Here is a 21,902-nt window from a genome sequence, read left to right as displayed (position 1 = left end):
ATCAAGTTAGCTTGGCAGCGTATTCTTGAAGATTTGTCCGTCCTTCATGACCAAGAGCAGGGTTTGCGCCGGTCTTTCGAGCACATGGATATCATCGAGAGGATTTTCGCCGAGCAGCAACAGATCAGCAAATGCACCTTGTTCGATCACCCCCAACCTGCCGGGATAGGGATTGCGCAGATTGGAGAGCGCGAGCAGATCGGCATTGACCGATGTGGCCGCCTGAAGCACCTGCGCATTTGAATACCACTGGCTCAGATGGGTGAGCATGAAGTTCTGGCGTGGCGTCATCTGGGGCGAAAACAGAACGTCGGATCCCCAAGCCGTCTTGATCGCATATTTGCGGACGAGTTGATAGAGGTTGGGGGTTGCGGAGAAAAGCTGCTCTATCCGCGCAGCACTTGGCCCGGTTTGGGGGGCAGCATCCGCTGTTGTCAGGAACGGTTGCGTACTGAGCCAGACATCTTTTTCGGCGATCATGCGTGCGGTCTGTTCGTCCATAAGGTGGCCGTGTTCCACGCAGGAAACGCCAGCCCTCAAAGATCTTTGCACGGTGTTGGAAGCATAGGCGTGCACGGTGACATAGGTGTTCCAGTCCTTCGCGACCGAGACCGCCGCACGTATTTCGTCCTCACTGAAGGTGGACATATCAAGCGGGCTCCGAGGCGATGAGACGCCACCCCCGGCAACCACCTTGATTTGTGATGCGCCCTGCAGCAATTGCTCGCGCACCCGCAATTTAAGATCTCCGGTGTCGTCAACGATCGCTGCCGCGCCCATCAATTCGGAGGTGCTTAATCGGCCGCCGTCGCGTGGGATTTCCGTGGGCAGACGCAAATCCCCATGTCCACCCGTGGTCGTGATCATCGCGCCGGAGGGGAATATCCGCGGACCGGGTATCAGGCCCGTGTCGATCGCGCGCTTGAATGAAAATGTCGGACCACCGAGATCGCGGATCGTCGTGAAACCGCGCAGAAGCGTGCGTTCGGCCTCTGCGGTGGAGGCGGCAAAGATCATGCCGGGATCGCCCTCCATCAAAACCGGCAGCGGCACGGCGGCATAGACCGCATGCCAATGGGCGTCGATCATACCGGGCATAAGCACACGGTCGCCGCAGTCGATAACCCGCGCTCCCTCAGGTGGCGGGTTGTTGGCGGCATCGACCGACGCGATACGGTTTCCCTCGACGAGAACCTGGATTCCAGGCTTCAGACTATCAGACTTGCCATCGAAAAGACGGACATGGGTGAGGAGAATTGTCTTTGGTTGGGCGAGAGCTTGATCAGCGGTGAGAATTGCGGCGGCCGTGGCTGCTGCGCCTGCAAGAAAGTGTCTTCTCGACAACCGATCAAGCCGGCTGGAGATTGTCTGGAGCATCGGGCTTGAGCAGGCGCATCCACCGGAGCGGCTAAAGTGCTGATAGCTTTTACCCAATCGGAACATGCTGCCTTCTCCTTGAGAACAGTAACGAAACTTCACGTGATGATCGGCAACCCATAGAGCTCAAAAAATCATTCCCTGGCATCGATACCGACAGATCGCGTGTGGCGATCGTCTTTCAGGCCAGGCATATTGCTTAATCCGCAGTCTTACCGACCGCTCTGCGGGCATTTAATGGATCGAACCGGCCCAAGAGAGCCGGCTTGCAATTGGCAGTCTCACGGTTTCAGTGGCCTTGGCGCTGCCAATCTTAGAGCTCAAGCAACCGCTCAGTGAACCTGCGCTCAGGCGCGAGAACGACCGGGCATGCACTTGCATGAAGCAAAGCAGACAACGTGATTATATTGCAAATCGCTGTTGGTTTCATTTCACTGCAGAAGCGTCGAGAGCATTTTATCGCAACACTGTGGATCAGGCACTGATGATGATTTTAACACGGACTGATGCACCGGGTCCAGAAGCAAGACTTTTTCCCGTGTCTGTCTGCTCAGGGACACGAGGATCGGCTCGCTCCCTGATGGCCAAAGGCTGGCTCGTTTCAACTTGATCTTCGCCATTGCTTGTCGCAAGATATGGTTTCGCAGCTCAATGCCATTACGAAAGCTCTTTTCCGTAAGACGTCGGGAGTATAAGATGCCATTGTTCAGTATAGCCAGCCAGATCTATTCCCCAGAAGAAGTTGAGGAACTCCGGCGCTGCTTCTCGCAAGCCGCCATCATGCTTGCCGAGAAAGGCCGGAACTACGATGAAGCGAGATTGGCAGAAACCATCATCAGGCTCCACAACAGCGGATTGCGCGATCGCAATCAACTGGCGGAGCAGGCTTGCCGCATGATCGAGAAGAAGCCTGGACCGCAGATATGGGATAGTGGTGATATCGCAGCCAACAGAAATAGGTTGACGTGAGGGGTCAATGCGCGCCAAGGCGGGGTCCCGGGCATAGGATCGCTATCTGCATCAGCAGCAGATTTTTACTCTGGGCACTGCCCGCGCCCGGCAGATGGCGGGACTTTTCTTTTTATCCAGCTTGAACTTTTCACCCCTCTGCGTGTTTAGCCGTCAGAGGACACAACATGAGCTGGTTCATTACTGCTATTTCTGCATCCTGGTTGATCGTCATCGCTTTCACAGCATGGACAGAGCGTGACCGAAAGTAGAATTTGGTCAAACAGTGATCAAACCGCGCCTGCCGGGACGCAGCAGCCAAACAAGGAAGAGGCATGCGGGAGATCAATGAAGGCAATTTGTTCTGAACCAAACCCGAAGTCATGCGTTTATTTACCAATCGTTAACTTTGTTACTTGCTGTGGCAGAAAGGTGGAACGAAATGGATTGGTTGAACGCAACGATGCTCTGTGCAACACTTCTGGTTGTTGGCGCGGTGTTCTACATCACTTCCCTGGAGATGAGGAACCGTTGATCGCCCCGATCTCAATCGTCTGAAACCCCGGCTACGGGTCGGGGTTTTATTTGATGAATGCTCCTCCTCGCTTCGAGGTCTGCGGATCGGTTGAGGCCTTGTGAAACACCGCCCGGCGCCGTTACCCGCTTTTGGTTAAAGCGTGCCGGGTCGCGGGCGAAGCCGATGACGGCGATGTCTGCTTGGCCACGCTATTTGTCCCCTCAGCTTGCTGAGAACGCTGTGAGCCGATTTCTTCCTTCTCAAAACCTCGATAGGCACCGATCGTCTGCGTCGCGATCCGCGGCCAGGTGTAATTGTCAGCCACAAGTTTGAGGCCTGCCTGCCCCATTTGCGACGCCCGCTCGGGATTTTCCAAAACAGTTGCCAGCCCGTGTGCCACAGCCTGTGCGCTCAGTTGGCAGACAACACCCGCATTGGCCGCGGCGACCTCAGGAAAATGACACGCATCGGTTATAACGACTGGAACACCGCAGGCCAATGCTTCGGTGATGGCGACGCTAAATCCTTCCTGACGACTGGGCAGGCAGAAACAGCGCGCATTTCTCAGCACGGCGATCTTTTTTGCACCATAAAGCGCGCCGGTGACGTGGACACGCGCCTGCAATCCGACTTGGCCGATCGCAGCGAGGAATGGGGTCTGTGCACCGCCGTCGGGACCTGCCACCACGAGGTCGATTTGAGGATAGCGGTTTGCGATCTGGCAGAAGGCATCGGCCAGGATGTCGAGACCCTTCTTGTAATGTAATCGTGACAAGAACAGAATATAGGGCCGATCCGGGAGAGCCACGGGCTCGTCTCCGGACGCCTCAACCTCCTCGGGAAATATGCCATTTCCTATGATCACCACGGGTGGTGTCAGGCGCAAGGGTCGCATCAGATCGACTTCGTCCTGGTTCAGCGCCTGAATAAAGGCAGCGCCGTTCAGCATCCGTCGAAAAGCCAGATTGAAAGCGATCGTCTTCTTCCATCTTTTCTGTTGCATGCTCCAAACATCAAGCATGCCACAGCAGCAGATGCAGTAAGGGATATGATATTTTCGGCAAAGCATGGAGGCTCTCAGAAGAATGGTTTCCCAGACCCCATGCATGTGCACGAAATCAGCAGAGGCAATGATTGACGGCAAGACTTTGGCGGCGCGGCTGCCGGTCAGCGTTTCACCCAGGCCCGGCATCGCAAGCATAAGTGTCCGCACGTTTTGGAAGCCGGGGATCGCTGCGGTTGCCTTTGCCGCCCGATAATCGATCTCATCATCGCTGTAGCTGACGATGGTGACATCATGGCCCAATGCGGCCTGGGCTGCGGCGAGCCGCACGACCACCGCTTGCGGCCCACCTTTTGCCGGATCGAACGAACCGATGATATGGATGATTTTCATACTGTCCGCCTGCTCTGTTGCTTCGAGAGTGCTTCCACCAGACGGTCTCCATAACGCGCGACGGTGAAATCGCGGGCGCGGGCGCGGGCATTTTCACGCATCGCCGCGAGCAGGGAAGCATTTTGAGATAGCTGTCGCAACACATCTACCGTTTCCGCCACATCGCGGATTGGCACGATATAGCCATCCGTTCCGTGCCGCACGACACTGCCGGTATTGGGCGTACAGATCACCGGCAATCCCGCTGCAAGCGCTTCATAGCAAGCGGTCGCAGACCCCTCGCACAAAGAGGGCAGCAAGAAGACATCTGCCCATTCAAACTGCGCACGCATTTCGCTGCGTGGAACGGGTCCGGTGAGATCGACAGCTTTTGCGAGCTGCTGGCGCACCGGCATTTCAACATCGATCGGTCCAACCATGCGGAACTCGACCTGCCCGGCCAGCGTCTGTGCGACGGCGCCGACATAGGGAGACCCTTTTCGCAGTCCCACTGCGCCAACTGTCAGAACCCGCAATGGTGCGGAATGGGGGATGCGTTTATCAATCTGAAACCGGTCATCAACGCCATAGGGAACGATCACCACTTTCTCCGCATGACAGCCTGCTGCGATGACATGCTCCGCCACAAATTGCGAGGGGCAGATCACGGCATCGGCAAGCGCCCATTCCGCCTGTTCGCGCGCCGCAAAGGCTGCCGCGTTTTTATCATCCAGACTGGACGGCTGCCACCCGGGATGGAGCAGCTCTTCTTCACAGACGAGCTGGTCGACAACCGTGCGCGGCGCGATCATCTGTTCAACCGCAGTCCAGAGTCCCTGGTTCTTTGCAGCCGTGAGAAGCTCAAGGGCTTCGCCGCTAAACGCATAGACCCCGCTTGCGCCGTGAAAGCCACGCGAGGTCACAAGTCGTCCGAACTTTTCTCCCGCCCAGATCGCATTGGCTGTGGATTGTGGCCCTGTCTGGTTGGCCAGTCTGCGCACGGCCGAGTGAAAGCCAAAGCTTGGAAACGTCGTCATTTTTTCATTTGGGATGCCCTTTGGCCGACGTCCGACCAGACGCCGTACGGCACCGGGTAGAATGGCCGCGGGAAGACGGTCAAGCAGCCGTGGCCATCCTTGCTCAGCGCAGATATCGGTATAAAAATGCGCCAGTCTGCGATGTTGCGCGAATATTTGCGGCACGGCGTAATGCATGCGCGCGCCAAGCTGGCTGACGACGAACGAGCCGTTCATTGCATTTTCTCCGCTTGCCATTGCCGGTCAAGGATCGGCATTGCGGTAAATGGTTCTTTTCGCAGCAACCGACCCACGGCCGATTGCCAGACAGCCGCACCAAACTCCCGCGAATAGGCGGTCTCCATGAGGTAGCGCGCATTGTTGCCCATCATCTTGCGACTGAGCTGCGAGTTTCGAAGCAGCATGATCGCACTGACCAGCATTTCCACCTCGCCCGGGCAAAGCGAAACGCCGCAATGGAAATCGCGGATGACAGTGGCAATTTCCCCTTCTGGATCACCGATGAAAATGGTTGGACGCGCTGCGGCGAGCACGCCATAGAATTTACTGGGTACAATGCAATGTTCGAGTTCTGGTTTCAGCGAAACGAGATGAACATCGGCCGCCCCCAGACTTTCCGACAAATGGTTGACGGGTTGAAACGGCTTCATGACGATATTGCTCAACCCGCGCCGCCTGGCTTCATCCTCGACATGACGGCGCTGCTGTCCTTCTCCGATCATCAGGAAGACAATGTCGGAGCTTGCTTTGAGCTGCTCCGCTGCATCAAGCACGGTCCCGAATTCGTGCGCACGACCAAAATTGCCGGAATAGCCAATAACAAACTTGTCGCCGAGCCCCCAGGCCTGGCGCAGTGCGTTTTCTTGCGGCTGGACGGGCACAATTTCATTCTTGTCTGCCCAATGATGGACCACAGCCAGATTATCGGCAGGAATTCCTTGCGCGGACAAGAAATCTGCCATTCTTTCAATCGGGCAGATCGTTAATGCCGATTGCCGCATCGACCAGTTTCGCAACGCCAGGCTCAGTTGTCCTGACAAGGTGTTGTTCTTGAGCAGTCCCAGTTCGATGGCTGTCTCCGGAAACAAGTCCATCACCCAGTTGACCATATGAGCGCGACGCAGGCGGATTGGTAGAATGGCCGAAACGGAGAGAAGCGGCGGATCGGTGCATACCACACAAATATCATCTTTCCTGGCATGGGTGGCAAACCAGGTGGCGGCCGCCAGATGAAACGTCGCGTAGTCGACCCCCCGTCCCAACAGGTTCTTGCGTCCGAAGCCTGACGTCCACAGCCGGTGCACATCGATCCCGGAAATCGTCTCGCGGGCCGGCAATCTTGACTTGCCCTTGTCATGATAACTCCGGCTTGCCAGCACGATGGTCTCGACGCCCTCTGCCACCAATTGATGGGCGAGGCTTGTCACCATCCGGCTCGTCGCCGACTGATCGGGATAGAAATATCGGTTAGCAAGCACCACGCGCATATCTTTGGCTTTCTATGGCTCGAGCCGGTTTTACCCAGCATGGCTGCAGGCTATGGATGTTTGCAACAAGGCCATTGGCATAGGGGAGATGAACAGCGGGCGGGATGCCTACCACTTTGGTTGCATCCGGTGCCATTGCGCAGCCGCCCTTCCTCATCCGAACAGAGAGGGTTGGGCGTCTTTTCACCGTTTTGAAGCCGTTTCGATGCCCCGTCAAATCGCTATCATGCCGTTAGCGAACTCTGGTCGGAGGGAAGACCTTGCAGGAAAAGACAGCACTGATCATCGGCGTGACGGGGCAGGATGGTGCCTATCTCAGTGAGCTTCTGCTCACCAAGGGCTATCGGGTGCACGGTCTCAAGCGACGGTCATCGTCATTCAATACCGCGCGTATTGACCATCTTTATCAGGACCCGCATGAAGAGGATATCCGCTTCAAACTGCATTTCGGCGACCTCACGGATGCGACCAATCTTTGTCGTGTCATCCAGGAGGTTCGGCCCGACGAAATCTATAATCTCGGCGCTCAGAGCCATGTGCAGGTGAGTTTTGAGACCCCCGAATATACCGCGAATGCCGATGCTCTGGGAACGCTCAGACTGCTTGAATCGATGCGGATTCTCGGCCTTGGCCAAAGCTGCCGCTTTTATCAGGCGTCCACTTCAGAACTGTTTGGCAACAGCTCACCGCAGGCGCAGAGTGAACAAACGGCTTTTGCGCCGCGCAGTCCCTATGCGACGGCCAAGCTTTACGCTTACTGGACGACGGTCAATTATCGCCAGGCCTATGGATTTCATGCCTCCAATGGCATTTTATTCAATCACGAGAGTCCGCTGCGCGGGGAAACATTTGTCACCCGCAAGATCACCCGTGCGGTCGCGGCGATCGAACGAGGGCTGCAGGACAAATTACGGCTGGGCAATTTGAATGCGCGGCGTGACTGGGGCCATGCACGCGATTATGTCGAGGGCATGTGGCGTATTGTGCAACAAGAGACGCCGGATGATTATGTGCTCGCCACCGGTGAAACACACACGGTGCGTGAATTTGTCGAACAGGCATTCAGAGCCGTCGACAAGCAGATCGAATGGCACGGAGACGGGATCGAGGAGATGGGAATGGACCGTAAATCCGGTCAGTGCCTGATCGAGATCGATCCGCGCTATTTCAGGCCCAATGAGGTCGATTTCCTGCTTGGCGATGCCTCCAAAGCCAGGGATCGGCTCGGTTGGCGCCACACGACCGGATTTGAGAATCTTGTCAACGAAATGGTCGACTGGGACATGCGCAACATCATGCGAGAGGTGGGACGCAATGACTTTTATGGCTGAAACCCGCCCTTCCCCGCTTTATTCGATCGCTGGAAAGAAAATCTTTGTCGCCGGACATACCGGAATGGTGGGCTCTGCCATTCTCAGACGCCTGAAATCAGAGGATTGTGACCTCTTGACGATTGGTCATGCGGCGCTGGATCTCACACGCCAGGCACCGACCGAAGCTTTCATCGCGCAGCATAGGCCCGATATCATCATTGTTGCTGCAGCCCGGGTCGGCGGAATTCTTGCGAATGCGCAATATCCTGCCGAGTTTCTTTATGACAATCTCGCGATGGGGATCAATGTCATTCGTGCAGCGCATCTTTGCAGGGTGGAACGGTTGCTCTGGCTGGGGTCAAGCTGCATTTACCCACGCGACGCCCCGCAACCCATGACAGAGCAGGCGCTTTTGACGGGTCCTTTGGAACCAACCAACGAAGCCTATGCGATCGCCAAGATTGCCGCTCTCAAATATGCTGAAGCCTGCGCGCGACAATTCGGCCTTCAGTTCATGACGGCGATGCCAACGAACCTCTACGGCCCCAACGACAATTTCGATCCGCTGACCTCGCATGTGTTGCCGGCCCTGATGCGGCGCATTCACGAAGCCAAACTTGCCGGCAGTGACGCGGTAACATTATGGGGCAGTGGCACGCCGTTGCGTGAATTTCTCCATGTCGACGATCTGGCGGACGCGCTCATTCATCTGCTGCGGTTCAGCGATCGCGTTGAACCGGTCAATATTGGCACCGGCGATGAAGTCTCGATTGGCGAGCTGGCGCGGATCATTGCCAGGGTGGTCGGGTTTGAAGGCCGACTGGAGCATGATCTCAGCAAGCCGGACGGGACCCCGCGCAAGCTTCTTGACAGCAAGCACATGCAGTCTCTGGGATGGAAGCCGCGGATTGGTCTCAGCGATGGGATTACGGAGGTTTATCGGAACTGGGTGCAGCAACACAGCCAAGATGCAGCAGCGTGAACCGTCAGTCGAACGCTCAAAATGATGATCATCGCATTGGTGGTTTTTAGACAAGCCATTTAAAAAGGGTGCCTGCATCAAGCAGGCACCCTTTTTGTGGCCGTTTCCCTCGAATGGCTGCTAGGCGGGGGAGCCGGTTAGTTTGCTCATATCGAGTTCGATGCGCAGAATGTCCCCGGGCCTGATCTTCGTGCGTTCATCGGCCTTGATCTCCTCAAATGTCCCGTTGACGTTCCTGCTAATCGTGAACAGGAGTTTCTGGCGCATATCGGAAGACGATATATTCCCGGACGACTTGGCGATTTCAGCCATGGTTTGCAGCTGTGCGTTGCTGCGCAGTTCCATGCGGGCGATATTAAGATCGAGTTCCTGCAGACTGGTTGCAGCCTCACTCTTGCGCGCTTCTTCGAGATTGGCGATCCGCTGCTGCACGGCAAGCTGGTTCTGCCGTGCCCGTGCCAGAAACGATCCCAGTTCAAGCGCGTCGCGCCGCGTGGCAGACAGATCGCGCTCCATGTCGCGGAGATTGGATTTCGCAGCCAGCCCGCGATCGACCAGCGATTTGCTTGAATCGACATTTTCCTGCAGCAGCTGGATTTCAGCGTCGTGCAGTTTAATGCTTTGCTGCAAGGTCTGAATTTCATCACCGTAACTGGCCGACTGAGCATTCAGCGCAACGCGCTCGGCAGCCAGGTTGCTGCGGCGCACGTTGAACAGCGTCTTTTCACCATCGAGCATGTGCTGGCTAAGCGATGCCGACTGCGCATTTGCTGATGTTGCCTGTGGCAATTGATAATCGAACTCGGTGCCATCCAGTTCGGCCTTCAAGCGGACGCGGCGGATATTTGTAGTGGTTATCTGCATTTGCAGATCGGCATATTCCTGTTGTGCGCTGATCATCTGCATACCGGCGGTAACAGCAGGCGCCTCGCCTTTGCCGGCCCCGCCACCCAGCGCCATCAGTTCCAAAGCAACCATTCCAGGACGGAAATCATATTTTCCCGGTGTCTTGACGTCGCCCACCACGAAGACCGGTGCATATTGGCTGACCGAGGCTGTAACGGTGAGCCCCGGTATGTGCTGTGACAGCGCGTTGCCGATCGTCTCGCCGACCTGTGCGGTGGTCAGACCCTTCATACTGATGGTTCCGATCACCGGATAGCCAATATTGCCATCCACATCGACCGGGTAGATCCCGGTCAGCGAAGGCTGGCCATACACGGTTATCTGCAGAACATCATTGGGGCCTATCTGATAGGGTTCGCCCGGCGGTTGGGACGGGGTTTCCGACTGAGCCTTTGTCTCGGCTTCAGCTTGCAGGCTTGTTTGTGCTGTGCCGACTGTCGGGGCGAATGCCACGCAGCTTGAGAGCAGCACGATAGCCAATCGAGAGCGGATGGGTGCGGTTGATGTTTGACGAACCATATTATGCCTCATGCTGATCAGGCCCGGGCTGCGAAGCCGTCTGATGACGGCGCTTGAGCACGGCGCGGAACAACGCAATTGCTTGCCTGCCATTGGGACGCAACAAAGCCATGATACTCTCGAACCAGCTGCGATAGGAGGTCGAGACCTGACTGACCACGGCCAGCGCCGGCTTTCTTCCCAAGGCAGCCATGGTCTGAATGAGCGCATGGTTTGCCTGCTGATCCTTGCGATCAGGCTGCACGACGAGGAGGGTCGTATCGGCGGCACGCGAAAGCAGGACCGATCGCTTGTCCGCCGTCACAGGTGGCAGATCAACAAGGATAATCTTATGATCTGTGCGAAGCTGGGCTATCAACTCGGAAAGCCAATCCCCCTCCCCAACCTGCTTGCCCGGCGTGATGATGTCGATCCCCGATCCATGGTCGTGATTGAGGGTGGCACCTGCAAGTTTCCGCCCCGACGACGCCAGACCCTGTTCGGTCTCCGGCAGTCCGAGCGCTTGTGCCAAGCGCGAATGCTGATTGGTGGCATCGATCACAGCGACCGCAACACCTGAGGCGGCAAACTGTTGGGCGAGCGCGGTGATCAGCAAAGCCTTGGTTTCACTGTCACAGAGCGAAATGATGGCAAGCGACAGCGAGTCCCGGCCGCGCGACAAGAAGCGCAACCTGTCATACACGGATTTGATCGCCCGTCCAAAAGCGCTTGCCGGATCAAGGCCACGATTGACCAGCATCGGGACCGTGAGTTGCTTTGTGAGCGGCAGCAATGTGGCAGCCGGAATACCGGGCAGAATGAAAGAGGCGGTTTGTGCGGGTCTTATCTTGTCAAAGGCTTCCCTTGAAACCGTTGCCAGCAACGCCACAAGTCCGCCCAATCCCAGACCCAGCAACAACCAGTTTGCAAGATTGGGACTTGCTTTGGCCATGGCAGGTTCTGCGGCGGATATCATCTGTGCTTCGGGAACCGCAATTCCGTCCTGTTCGATCAGTTGTTTGTAACGGGTCAGATAGCTCTCATAGACCGTGCGGCTTGCATTGGCCTCGCGATCGAGCTGAACGGCCTGGACCTGTGCCTGATTGGCCTGTGCGAGTTCGCCCTCGGCGGACTTGAGCGCATCTTCGAGCCCCGATCGTCGCTGCCTTGCAATCTTGATTTCATTGCTGAGGCTCTTGATGATTTCATCCACCTGCGCCGTGACCTGCTGCTTGAGCGCATCACGTTCTGCGCTCAAGACGGGAATTTCGGCACTTTTCAGCGCTCCGTTGGACCGCAGTTCGTCGAGTTGGCGTTCAACACGTGCCTGCTCGTTGCGCAGTGACTGGATAGCGGGGGAGGCCAGAACTTCGGTGAGCGCCGGCGCCTCATTATTGGTCTTTAGCGATTCTGCGGTGCGCAGCCTTGCTTCTGCGAGTGAAACCGCACCTGTCGCAGCCACAATTTCGGTATTGAGGGCCGCAACTCTTTGCGCCTGGAAGCTGATCTGACCAGGATCTCCGGCAAGTCGTGATTTTTGCCTGAAGTCTTCGGCGGCGCGTTCCGCGCCCTCAAGATCGCTGCGCAGGCTGACCAGTTTCTCCCCCAGCCAGTCGCTGACCCGACGTGCCGCCGATTGCTGCACATCGATCTGGTGATCGAGATAGGCGGTCACAAAGGCATTGGCGACCTTGGCTGCATAAACCGGATCGGAAGCGCGATAGGAGATGAAGATCGTGTAGGAGCGGCCATCATTGTTGACCCGCAAGCGCGACAGCAACAGATCGATGCGTTGTCTTTCACGCGCCGCCGCGTCGACGTCGCGGGCCTCTCGCACCTGTCTTGCATTTTCCGGCGATACCGATAGCACGGTACGGGACCGAAAAGCGGTCGGAACATTGACATTGTCGGCTTGCAGGATATCGATCACCTTGCGCGCCATCATGCGCGAACTGATGATGTCGAGCTCGGACCGGAGCACGGGGCTGTCCTGAGGCAAGGGTGTGATGGCACTTTCGTTTGGCAGCGCCTGCACGCGGCGCATATCGAGGACCAGCACCGATTCCGACACGTAGCTGACGGGTGCCATCAGATAGCCGATAACGCCGATCGCAACGCCGCAAAGCAGTGGCGCAATGATCAGCGTTCTTCTGCGTTTGACGGTGTCGAGCAGGTCAGCGAGCGGCTGCCGCGCGTTTCCGGATGAAACGTCGGAGATAATCACAGAAAGTCTCCCTCATGCGAGAAGGTTCAGCGCTGCGAGGCGCAATTCATAACCGGGAACCAGGTCAGTGAATGTCGGAGAACGCGGTTTCCGATGGGAAGAGCTCATTGATGATACAGGCAACCTCTGTGCGGTTGGAGGCCTTGAGCTTCTTCATGATGTTGCGAATGTGAACCTTGACGGTGCTTTCACGCAGCTTGAGTTCATAGGCTATGATCTTGTTGGCCTTGCCGCGACGCAGCGCATTGACGACTTCGGCCTGGCGTTGGGTGAACATCCCGCCCAGGGGCTGCAATCGATGCGAATTCGGATCGCTGGCGTGGCGCAGAGCCAAGACGCTGCTTGCCGGCACGAAGGTTCCCCCGGCCATGGCAAGCCGCAGCGCTTCCACGCAGACATTGACGTTGACCGATGTCGGGATGTAGCCCTTGACGCCATAATCGAGCGCTTTGAGGACTTGTGAGATTTCTTCCTTGTCTGCCAGGATGATGACGGGGGATGGCGCGCAGTCGTTGACAATGCGATTGAGGTAATTGCCGACCGCTGGATCCGACACTTTCTGGCCGCCGATGTTGAAGAGCACGGCACTGACGCTGCGCCCACGGCGCTGATGCTGCCATTGCTCGAACGAGCTGAAAGTGGCGATCGACATCTCGATGCTGTGATTTGTGAGGCCGTGCGCCAGACATTCACGGTCCAACGCCCGGTTGTCAATTATGACAAGTAGTGGCAAAACTGCATTATTAGACTCTTCCGCTCTGAAAGAATTATCTTTCGCAGAAATAAGGTTATTACTTTTATTCTCACTGCTTCTGCTGTTAAATTGCGGAGAAATGTTCATTTTTTCGCCCTCAAAACCGTATCATGCGCAGTTATCGCATTGCGAAACATTCACAATGACTGGAGCGCTACGGCCGCCTTTTCGCTGTTTTCAGTGATTTTTATTACGAACCCCGTAATCAATGCTTACTATTGCTTCTCTTTATCAGAAGATTGCCCGAATTTTGTCACAGTGTCATTAACCTAGATTAAGCAGTTGAGGGAAATATGGTTTAGTAAAAGCTCAGATATCTACGCAATTAGTGGTAGAGATTACTACCTTGCCAAAATAAAGGGGCTCCCTGACACTTAATGGAGGCCAAGGGCGAGCAAAAAGCCAAACTATTACGCGCAAGGCACGAGAATCAGATCCGATCGCGCTGATTGGGTAAAAAGGTAGGTGCGATATCCATGGCGGTGATTGTTGACGACGCGAAGACGCTGCGCCACTTTCTGGCGAGCCCGCCCATTGGGGCGCCCTTCGATGACGGAGATATTGAGACACTCAACGCGCTGCCAGTGACAGTGAAGACCTTTGCGCCACATAGTGTGGTCAGCAGCCAGGGCGATTGGGCAAACTCGCTGCATATCATCAAGAGCGGGTGGGGATGCACCTATCGAGACCTTGCTGACGGTGACCGTCAGATTCTTGATTTTCCGATGCGTGGCGATTTCCTGGGCTTTCGAACCGGGATCGGCTTTAATTACTACACGCTGATCGCGGTCACGGAGCTTTCCGTTTTCGAACTTTCTCTTGATCACCTCACAGAACGCCTTGCGGCTGCGCCGCGACTGGCCATGACCTTCATTGAATTGATGGCGCGGCAGCGGGCGATCCTGGTCGAGCATGTCATTTCCATCGGACGACGCAGCGCTCTGGTGCGGCTCGCCCATCTCTTGCTGGAACTTGGCCATCGTGCCCGAATGGATGGAACCGGTGACGAAAGCCAGTTTTTCTGTCCGCTGACGCAATCCGAACTCGGCGATGCGCTCGGATTGACGCCCATTCATGTCAATCGCATGTTGCGTCAATTGCGCAGCGAACAACTCCTGATCTTTCGCAACAATATCGTTGAATTCATCAATCGCGCGGCGCTGGTGCATATTGCGAGCTTTGACGAGGATTATCTCAGCATGGAGATTTTTCCACGCTTCCGGCGCAGCCTGTAACAGTCACGCGCATTGCGTTTGCATTCAAAAGCCGATCAAGGCTAGGATTTATGCGGTTGATATATGGGGTATTTTCCTCGTTGAAATTTCTTCAAGCGATTCCTGATAACCCGCATCGGCATAGCGAATGACCCCCAGCGCGGTATCATTGGTGAGCGCGTGATCAAGACGTTCAGCGCCTTCTGCTGTTCCGTCGGCAATCACGGTCACCCCTGCGCTCGTCATGTAACCAGCGTAACCGCCTCCGCCTGAATGAATGACGACGAGGTCCGCCATCGACGCACACAGCATCATCGCATCGAGCAACGGCCAGTCGGCAATGGCATCGGAACCGTCCTTCATGCCTTCCGTCATAATGTTGGGATGCGCCATAGCGCCGGCGTCCAGATGGTCGCGCGAGAAGGCGATGGGTCCTTTGAGTTCGCCCGATGCGACGAGTTCATTGACACGCAAGGCGAGTGCGGTGCGCTCGCCATGACCAAGCCAGGCAATGCGGGCTGGCAGACCTTCGAACGGAATATGCGTCCGCGCCAGCCTGATCCAGTTGGTGACGATTAGATTTTCAGGAAACATTTCGAGAAGCAGGTCATCAATCCGCACAATATCGCTTTCCTCGCCCGAGATGGCCATCCAGCGAAATGGCCCAATGGCGCGTGCAAAAAGCGGGCGGAGGTAAGCCTCGGTAAAGATCGGGATATCAAACGCGTTTTCAACGCCGCCTTCTCGCGCCTGGGTGCGGATCAGATTGCCATTATCAAACACTTCCGCGCCTTGGCTCTGAAATGACAGCATCGCTTTGACATGCTCGACGATGGAGGCGCGACTGGCGGCCATCAACTGGCCTTGCCCGCTTTCACGCAATTTGCGTACCTGGTCAAGACTCATGCCTTTGGGAACATAGCCATAGACAAGATCGTGAGCCGATGTCTGATCGGTGACGATATCGGGAACGATGCCGCGGCGCGCGATGGCCGGATAGATCTCGGCAGCGTTGCCGACAAGTCCGACCGAAACGGCACGCTTTGCCTTGACCGCTTCGTCGATCATCGCCAGGGCAGTGTCGAGATCAGGGGCGATTTCCTCAAGGTAGCCAATGTCTTTTCGCATGCGGGCGCGCTCGGGATCGATATCGACGCAGAGAATTGCCGCCCCGGCCATCCGCCCGGCCAGTGGTTGGGCTCCGCCCATGCCGCCCAGGCCTGCTGTGAGAATGAAGCGGCCATTGAGGCGACCGTCAAAGCGCTTCTGCGCGATGCGCATGAAGATTTCGTAGGTTCCCTGGATGACACCCTGGCCTCCGATATATTGCCAGGCGCCCGCAGTCAGGCCACCCCAGCAGATGAGGCCTTTGCGCTCCAGTTCGTAGAAATATTCAGCCTTGGCCCATTGGCCGACAATATTGCAGTTGGCCATGATGACCAGCGGTGCCTTGGCATGGGTTTTCAACAGACCAACCGGTTTGCCCGACTGGATCAGCAGGGTCTGATTCTCGTCCATTTCGATCAGTGCCTTAACGATCGCCTGATGAGCGGGCCAGCTGCGGGCGGCCTTGCCGAGAGCCGCGTAGACAATCAGCTTGTCGGGGTCTTCGCCGACCGACAACACGTTTTCAAGCAGTCGCAGCAGCGCCTCCTGGCGCCAGCCGCGGGCACGCAGCACTGGTCCACCCGGGATGGGAAAATTGGGATGACGTGGATTCGCCCTGGGCATGGTCAGATCACTCCGGCAAGATATTTTGCAATTTCGATACCCATGGCTTTTTCAACCGGCGGGTAGACAGTCGGGTCGAGAACACTTGCCGACAGGGGTATCACACGCATCGGCACATGAAGGATGAAGACCTTCATGCCGGTGCGTAACTCACCGACGCTCAAAGGCAGCCCCTCCTCCGACAGTGTGGTGATGACGGAAGGGAAAGTTGCGATGCGGGCTCCATCCCTGTCATCGACAGCCATATATTCGTTCATGACATGAAGGGTCACCGCCTGCTGACCAGCCCCCAAAGACACGGTACCGATATCAAAGGCTTCCTTGGTGTAGACGACGTCTTTCGCAGTGATGGTTCCTTGCGCGAGAATATGCCCCCCGGTATTGTTGCAGATGGCATCTATCACGGCGTGACCGCCCTTGGGTTCGGCCGCGAGAATGGCTTCCCCAAGACTAAGCGCCATGGAAATTCCACCGAGCGCCGCATGGGTGCGGATATAGGATGCCGGCAGAGGATTGCGACAGGAGGCGATAAAGCCGCCCGACTGGTCGGCAGCGGCGCGCAGGATCGGAGAAACCTTGGCAGTTGCGCCTTTGACGACAAGCTCGATATAGCGATTGTCGGCGCGATTGCCGCCAACGGCTGTCTGGATCATCTGGGCGGGTGAAGCCGCCATGCCGATCGACCCCATGTCGCCGGTGGGATGGGCGCGGATATCACCAACGGCATCGACCACCTTGGTGCCAAGAACCGCCGAGGGCAGCCAAGCATTGAGCGTGGAGGATTTGCCGTTTTGTCCGATGATCAATCCTTTGAGCGGCGCGCCGAGATCCCTTTGCAACAGCTCCACTGCCTTGACGTAATCAACCCCCTGCATTTCCCAGGGCGTTGTGGAAGCGGGAGCCCCGATCGCCGCGGCGGTTGCGACAAAATCATCGTCATTGAGTTCGTCGATTGAAACAAGCTCCGGTCGTCCGATCTTGACGGCGGCATAGCCGAGCATCCGGCCATGGTCGGCCCAGCCTCCGCCCCCGGCTGCATAAACCGAGCCCCCCTTTACCGCGGCTTCGACATCTTTCTCAACCAGAATACGTCGCATTTCCTTCTCCCTCATTCGCTTTTGGTCGTAACAGCGCTTCATCGAGCGAGATCACAGCCTGATAAAGCACGGCTGCACCCAAGGCGATTTCGCTGTTTTCGGTCCATTCTTCGGGCGTGTGGCTGCGCCCACCTCGGCTCGGCACGAAAATCATCGCCGTAGGGGCGATTTTTGAAAGCCACGCTGCATCATGTCCGGCACCGGAGGCGAGACGGCAACAACGGGCACCGAGCGCCGTGCAGGCCTGTTCAAGATGGGTGAGCACTTGATCATCGCTTGGACACGCGGTGTTATCTGACAGGCGGGTGAAGCCGGCAATCGTCACGCCATGGGTGCTGGCCACCGAAATGATAGCGGCATCGAGCCAGAGCGCGAAACGCTGCATATCATCGCCATATTCAGCGCGTGCATCGATCAGCAGACGCGCACGCGAAGGCACCACATTGGCCGCGTTGGGTTCAAGGTTGAATTCACCGACGGTTGCTGTGAAATGGCCAGGCATGACGGCCTGGGCTATCGCGTATTCATTGATATCAAGCACCAGCCTGGCCGCTGCGACCAGCGCATCACAGCGTTGCTGCATGGGTGTTGTGCCGGCATGATCGGCACGGCCTTCAAGGATGACTTCAAAGCGGCTGATACCCGCGATTGCAGTCACAATGCCGATATCGTTCCGCCCATTCTCCAACACCGCCCCCTGCTCGATATGCAGCTCCAGAAAGGCGGCCAGATCGTCGCGATGGTAGCCGAGAACGGAATTCGCGTCGCCGCCGACAGCTGCCAGAGCCGTTTCCAGCCTAAGCCCGTCACTGACACGGGAGAGCCATTGCTGCGGCAATTGCCCCGTCATGCCGCGACTGCCGATACATGAAACACCGAAAGGACTGACTTCCTCCGCCAGAAAATCAACCACTTCCAAATCGTGCACCAGTTCAATGCCATGATCGGTGAGCGCGCGCGCAACTTCCAGCGCGGTGACAACACCGGCAATGCCGTCAAAGCGTCCCCCTGCGGGGACCGTATCGGAGTGAGAACCCAGCATGATAACACCCGGTTTCTGACCCTGTCGCTGGGTGTGACCGCTGCCCTTGCGTCGACCAATCAGATTACCGGCGGCGTCGATGCGTGTCTCAAGCCCCGCTTCCCGCATACGTTTTTCGAGATAAGCGCGACCCTGAAGATAGAGGGGCGTGAAGACGCGCCTTGTATAGGGACGATCAGGCTCGGTCATTCTCGCAAGCGCTTCGATATCCTGTTCAATACGGCGGGCCTCGACCGGCAGGTTTCTAACCATCACAAATGTCCTGCAAACACATGGCTGCGGGGCGGGCATATGAATTGGCCGGAGCCGGGGGCCGCAATGACATTCTGACCATCATAGATCGGATTGCCGCGCAGATAGGTTGCGGCAACCTTATAGGGCAGTTCTACCCCGTCGAAAGGCGACCAGCCAGCAACATTATTTCCGGTCGAGGCCGCGTCATAGATATATTTTTGCGGGACAAGCACCACGATATCGGCATCGCGCCCTGGTGCAAGCGCACCCTTGATGTGATCGATCCGAAAATGTCGAGCCGGGTTTTCTGCCATTAATCTGGCGCCCCATGACAGAGAGATTCCGCGTGCCAACGCGCCTTTGACGAAGAGCGGGATCAGCGTCTCGAGACCCGGCAGGCCGGATGCGTTGGCCAGCATATCCGGATTGGACTTGCGATCGAGCGACCAGCTGACATGATCGGTCGAAAGCAATGTGACATTGCCCATGCTCAGCTGACGCCAAAGTTTTTCGACTTCCGCACGCCGCCTGATCGGCGGGTTGCATTTGGAGCGACCACCAAGGCGTTTGGCATCGTTCTCTTCATCGAGCATGAGATAATGGATGAGACATTCCGCTGTCGCCTGATAGCCCTGGGCCCGATAGGAGGCCGCCATTTGATAACCACGCTCAAGCGAACAGTGGACCACATGGGCCGGACATCCGGTTGCCGCTCCGATTTCATAGATCTCGGCCATCGCGAGCAGTTCGGTGAGTGGCGGACGCGACAAGGCATGGGCGCGATAATCGGTAATGCCTGCATCGCGCACGCTTTGCATTGCCGCCAGTACATATTCCTCATTCTCATTGTGCACCCCGGCAGTCAGCCCGGTCTTGGCCACTTCGGCAAAACATTCGGCGAGGAGCTGCGGGGTGATGCGCGGGAAGCGTTTGGGGTCGGTCCCAAAGGTTGAAAACTTAAAAGCGGCCACCCCCGCCTCAGCCTGTTCTGCGATGCGTTTGACGCCTTCAAGCGGATCAATCGTGCCATAAAGAGCAAAGTCGACAAAGGCCTGCTTGCCGGCATGATCGATCTTGCGTCGCACCGCCTGCGCCGAACAGATAAGATCGCCTTCGTCATAAGGCATATCGACGATCGTGGTGACGCCACCGGCTGCAGCCGAGCGGGTGGACCAGATGAAATCCTCCTGGTTTTTCTGCGAGAGCGAGTGCACCTGCGCGTCGATCGCACCCGGCATGATGATTGCCTTGCCCAAAAGATGGCGTTGCCGGGCCTGGGGCGGCGTGCCGGTTCCCAGCTCAATAATCTTGCCATCGCTGATGGCGAGATAGGCATGGTCGGCGACACGATCGGGGAGCACGAGAGTGCCTTGCAAAACAAGGTCAAAATCGGCCATGTCAATTCTCCTGTCCTGCTTTGCCGTGCCAAGCCATCAAGCGGTCAACTCTCTTTGAATGCCGGAGTGGCGGCGACGATTCTTGCCCGGATTGCTTCCGGCGTACCTTCAGGGGCTGTTCCGAGCGCAAAAAAACTATCGAAACTGTTGATGGGTGCCCGATCGATGATCTGCGCCACGATAGCGTCCGAGCAGATCAGCTCCTCGATACATTCGACCTCGGAAGACAGAGGCCGGTCTTTCTGATAGAAGCCTGAACACAGGCGAACCTGTTGATAGATCAGGCCGGCGACGCCTTGCGGCTCGTCACCAACGATATCGATGGCTTGTGATGCCAGCAGGGCTTCAAGGGCAGCCAGTCGCTTCAGGGCTTCGACCTGACGCTCGAAGCGTTCGATCACCAATGGCAGAAAAGCGGCTTCGTCTTCCATGCCACCGGCAACCACCAGCGATTGCGCGGACACCGGGTTGCTGAGCGACAGCACCCGCGAGAAGATCTCGCCGGCCAATTTGATGATAGGGCCAAAACCGGTCGCAATAACGCCATCCGGGACGAGATTGAGTGGCAGACCACGTCGGTGGCCATTACCCAGAAGCACGCAGCGGTTAAAGGCGTTGCGCGCGGCATGGGCTATACAAAGCGACGCTGATTCCAGCAGGATTGTCACGTCCAGCGGCAAGGATCCGCCCGAGGTCACCACCCGACCCTCGACAACAACTGGGTTGTCGTCGGAGCGTCCGGTCGCCTGAAGTACCTTATAGCCAGCTCCCAGCAGGCTTTCGATCATGGCGCCAAAGACCTGCGGCACCATACGAAGACTTAAAGGATCCTGGACCTGAGTGGAAACGGGCCATGGCCAGGCCGCGGCCGCATCGCAGAACCATTTTCCGACCAGGGCTTCACGCGGCGTTCCGACATGGCAGGCGGCCAGCCAGGGATCGGGTGATGCCCCCAACGCGCCTGAAGCGGTGAGACTGGTCGCCAGCATGACACGGATCACCGAGGCTGCGTCGCGGAGGGCGCGTGCAGCGGCCGCAAAACTGACGGCATTGGCAGAAAGCGAAGCGAGCGCGTCGCGCGGCGCCATGCGATGTGGGCTGAGACCAGCATGGTCGAGCGCCTCGCCGGCAGCCATGCGTTGGCCTTTGAATATCGCCTCCCCCGCTCCGGTCAGAACCGCGCCAATCTGCCCCATCAAGCCGATATCGGCGCAGCCGATGGAACCGGTCCGGCGCACGACCGGGATCACGTCGGCGCGCAGCAAATCGAGATAGGCCTCAACCAGTGCCGGGGAACAGCCGACCTGGCCGGTGAGGATTGTGTTGATGCGAATGGCGATTGCTTTGCGGACTACCGAGGGCGGAAAGGCTGCTCCGGTACCGAAATGATGCGCGCGCACCAATCCCAAATTGAACTCTTCGAGCTCTTCGATCGACCAGCTGATATCCTTCATCGCACCAACACCGGTGGTGCTGCCATAAACCGGAATCCCGGTGCGAATTGCCTCTTCGAGAACGGCACGCGATTGCCGAACCCGTTCCATACCTTCCGCGGAAACACTAAGCTTGGCGTTGCCATTTCCGATTTCGATCATATCGGCAAAGCCGAGCGGTTGCCCGTTCAACACGATCTGCACTGTTTCGATACCTTCATAATGAGGTCCTTTGCCGAATTGTAGCTGAGAGGACAATGCCATGGCATATCCCATATTGCGAACGCGCGATGCGAAAGTGAAGGCGCAACGGATAATGGGATTGCGAAGCGCTCC

Annotated in this window: 16 protein-coding genes; 3 read left to right on the top strand and 13 right to left on the bottom strand. The window is 57.1% G+C overall.

All coding sequences use genetic code 11. The annotated features are described in order from the left end of the window. Window positions 1-6: 6 nt before the first annotated feature. The 5 genes from ABWV94_RS19725 to ABWV94_RS19705 all read right to left on the bottom strand — a co-directional run bounded on the left by ABWV94_RS19725 (window position 7) and on the right by ABWV94_RS19705 (window position 6,741). Window positions 7-1,443, bottom strand: coding sequence for a metal-dependent hydrolase family protein (locus tag ABWV94_RS19725; RefSeq protein ID WP_113499638.1), 1,437 nt, complete (start codon window positions 1,441-1,443; stop codon window positions 7-9). Between the two features lie 591 nt (window positions 1,444-2,034). Then, window positions 2,035-2,364, bottom strand: coding sequence for a hypothetical protein (locus tag ABWV94_RS19720; RefSeq protein ID WP_162761762.1), 330 nt, complete (start codon window positions 2,362-2,364; stop codon window positions 2,035-2,037). A gap of 617 nt (window positions 2,365-2,981) precedes the next feature. Next, window positions 2,982-4,238, bottom strand: coding sequence for a glycosyltransferase (locus ABWV94_RS19715; RefSeq protein ID WP_353415071.1), 1,257 nt, complete (start codon window positions 4,236-4,238; stop codon window positions 2,982-2,984). After that, window positions 4,235-5,470 carry a glycosyltransferase family 4 protein gene (locus tag ABWV94_RS19710; protein WP_353415070.1) on the bottom strand — a complete coding sequence of 412 codons (1,236 nt, stop codon included), beginning with the start codon at window positions 5,468-5,470 and terminating at the stop codon, window positions 4,235-4,237. The genes ABWV94_RS19715 and ABWV94_RS19710 overlap by 4 nt, the downstream gene beginning before the upstream one ends. Further along, complete coding sequence (locus tag ABWV94_RS19705) at window positions 5,467-6,741, bottom strand: glycosyltransferase family 4 protein (protein ID WP_353415069.1); 1,275 nt, start codon at window positions 6,739-6,741, stop codon at window positions 5,467-5,469. Before ABWV94_RS19705 ends, ABWV94_RS19710 begins: the two co-directional genes overlap by 4 nt. Before the next feature lie 260 nt (window positions 6,742-7,001). Between ABWV94_RS19705 and gmd the strand changes: the two genes are divergently transcribed. Beyond that, window positions 7,002-8,072, top strand: coding sequence for a GDP-mannose 4,6-dehydratase (gmd, locus tag ABWV94_RS19700; RefSeq protein ID WP_113499649.1), 1,071 nt, complete (start codon window positions 7,002-7,004; stop codon window positions 8,070-8,072). Beyond that, on the top strand, window positions 8,056-9,036 hold the full coding sequence (locus tag ABWV94_RS19695; protein WP_113499651.1) for a GDP-L-fucose synthase family protein: 981 nt from the start codon (window positions 8,056-8,058) through the stop codon (window positions 9,034-9,036). The genes gmd and ABWV94_RS19695 overlap by 17 nt, the downstream gene beginning before the upstream one ends. Before the next feature lie 120 nt (window positions 9,037-9,156). Here the strand turns inward: ABWV94_RS19695 and ABWV94_RS19690 are convergent, their stop codons facing one another. From ABWV94_RS19690 to ABWV94_RS19680, 3 genes are all read right to left on the bottom strand, one after another. Further along, entirely contained in the window at window positions 9,157-10,461 is a 1,305-nt protein-coding gene (locus ABWV94_RS19690) for a polysaccharide biosynthesis/export family protein (protein WP_113499653.1), read from the bottom strand. Between the two features lies 1 nt (window position 10,462). Next, window positions 10,463-12,664 carry a GumC family protein gene (locus tag ABWV94_RS19685; protein WP_113499655.1) on the bottom strand — a complete coding sequence of 734 codons (2,202 nt, stop codon included), beginning with the start codon at window positions 12,662-12,664 and terminating at the stop codon, window positions 10,463-10,465. 64 nt (window positions 12,665-12,728) lie between these two features. After that, window positions 12,729-13,505: a LuxR C-terminal-related transcriptional regulator gene (locus tag ABWV94_RS19680; protein WP_113499657.1), complete on the bottom strand. Its 777-nt coding sequence runs from the start codon at window positions 13,503-13,505 to the stop codon at window positions 12,729-12,731. A 389-nt stretch (window positions 13,506-13,894) separates the two neighbouring features. Between ABWV94_RS19680 and ABWV94_RS19675 the strand changes: the two genes are divergently transcribed. Continuing rightward, window positions 13,895-14,653 carry a Crp/Fnr family transcriptional regulator gene (locus ABWV94_RS19675; RefSeq protein WP_113499659.1) on the top strand — a complete coding sequence of 253 codons (759 nt, stop codon included), beginning with the start codon at window positions 13,895-13,897 and terminating at the stop codon, window positions 14,651-14,653. 48 nt (window positions 14,654-14,701) lie between these two features. Here the strand turns inward: ABWV94_RS19675 and ertB are convergent, their stop codons facing one another. The 5 genes from ertB to ABWV94_RS19650 are packed head-to-tail and all read right to left on the bottom strand — an operon-like array spanning window position 14,702 to window position 21,728. After that, complete coding sequence (gene ertB / locus ABWV94_RS19670; RefSeq protein ID WP_113499661.1) at window positions 14,702-16,363, bottom strand: thiourocanate hydratase; 1,662 nt, start codon at window positions 16,361-16,363, stop codon at window positions 14,702-14,704. A gap of 2 nt (window positions 16,364-16,365) precedes the next feature. Beyond that, window positions 16,366-17,460 carry a thiohydantoin desulfurase gene (gene ertC, locus ABWV94_RS19665; RefSeq protein ID WP_353415068.1) on the bottom strand — a complete coding sequence of 365 codons (1,095 nt, stop codon included), beginning with the start codon at window positions 17,458-17,460 and terminating at the stop codon, window positions 16,366-16,368. Then, the gene (locus tag ABWV94_RS19660) at window positions 17,441-18,754 is read right to left on the bottom strand and encodes a Zn-dependent hydrolase (protein WP_353415067.1); all 1,314 of its coding nucleotides are present in this window, start codon (window positions 18,752-18,754) and stop codon (window positions 17,441-17,443) included. Before ABWV94_RS19660 ends, ertC begins: the two co-directional genes overlap by 20 nt. Continuing rightward, window positions 18,754-20,133: a hydantoin-5-propionate amidohydrolase gene (ertD, locus tag ABWV94_RS19655; protein WP_353415066.1), complete on the bottom strand. Its 1,380-nt coding sequence runs from the start codon at window positions 20,131-20,133 to the stop codon at window positions 18,754-18,756. Before ertD ends, ABWV94_RS19660 begins: the two co-directional genes overlap by 1 nt. A gap of 44 nt (window positions 20,134-20,177) precedes the next feature. Further along, complete coding sequence (locus ABWV94_RS19650) at window positions 20,178-21,728, bottom strand: aromatic amino acid lyase (protein ID WP_353415099.1); 1,551 nt, start codon at window positions 21,726-21,728, stop codon at window positions 20,178-20,180. Window positions 21,729-21,902: the final 174 nt, after the last annotated feature.

This window comes from Brucella sp. NBRC 12953 (genome assembly GCF_040369775.1).
GTDB classification, from domain to species: domain Bacteria; phylum Pseudomonadota; class Alphaproteobacteria; order Rhizobiales; family Rhizobiaceae; genus Brucella; species Brucella pseudogrignonensis.
This window is presented reverse-complemented; position numbering and strand designations above follow the sequence as displayed.

Excerpts from the sequence above, each read along its gene's own strand:
- ABWV94_RS19725 (WP_113499638.1), bottom strand. The coding sequence starts at position 1,443 with ATGTTCCGATTGGGTAAAAGCTATCAGCACTTTAGCCGCTCCGGTGGA.
- ABWV94_RS19715 (WP_353415071.1), bottom strand. The coding sequence starts at position 4,238 with ATGAAAATCATCCATATCATCGGTTCGTTCGATCCGGCAAAAGGTGGG.
- ABWV94_RS19710 (WP_353415070.1), bottom strand. The coding sequence starts at position 5,470 with ATGAACGGCTCGTTCGTCGTCAGCCAGCTTGGCGCGCGCATGCATTAC.
- ABWV94_RS19705 (WP_353415069.1), bottom strand. The coding sequence starts at position 6,741 with ATGCGCGTGGTGCTTGCTAACCGATATTTCTATCCCGATCAGTCGGCG.
- ABWV94_RS19695 (WP_113499651.1), top strand. The coding sequence starts at position 8,056 with ATGACTTTTATGGCTGAAACCCGCCCTTCCCCGCTTTATTCGATCGCT.
- ABWV94_RS19690 (WP_113499653.1), bottom strand. The coding sequence starts at position 10,461 with ATGGTTCGTCAAACATCAACCGCACCCATCCGCTCTCGATTGGCTATC.
- ABWV94_RS19680 (WP_113499657.1), bottom strand. The coding sequence starts at position 13,505 with ATGAACATTTCTCCGCAATTTAACAGCAGAAGCAGTGAGAATAAAAGT.
- ABWV94_RS19675 (WP_113499659.1), top strand. The coding sequence starts at position 13,895 with ATGGCGGTGATTGTTGACGACGCGAAGACGCTGCGCCACTTTCTGGCG.
- ertB (WP_113499661.1), bottom strand. The coding sequence starts at position 16,363 with ATGCCCAGGGCGAATCCACGTCATCCCAATTTTCCCATCCCGGGTGGA.
- ertC (WP_353415068.1), bottom strand. The coding sequence starts at position 17,460 with ATGCGACGTATTCTGGTTGAGAAAGATGTCGAAGCCGCGGTAAAGGGG.
- ABWV94_RS19660 (WP_353415067.1), bottom strand. The coding sequence starts at position 18,754 with ATGGTTAGAAACCTGCCGGTCGAGGCCCGCCGTATTGAACAGGATATC.
- ertD (WP_353415066.1), bottom strand. The coding sequence starts at position 20,133 with ATGGCCGATTTTGACCTTGTTTTGCAAGGCACTCTCGTGCTCCCCGAT.
- ABWV94_RS19650 (WP_353415099.1), bottom strand. The coding sequence starts at position 21,728 with ATGATCGAAATCGGAAATGGCAACGCCAAGCTTAGTGTTTCCGCGGAA.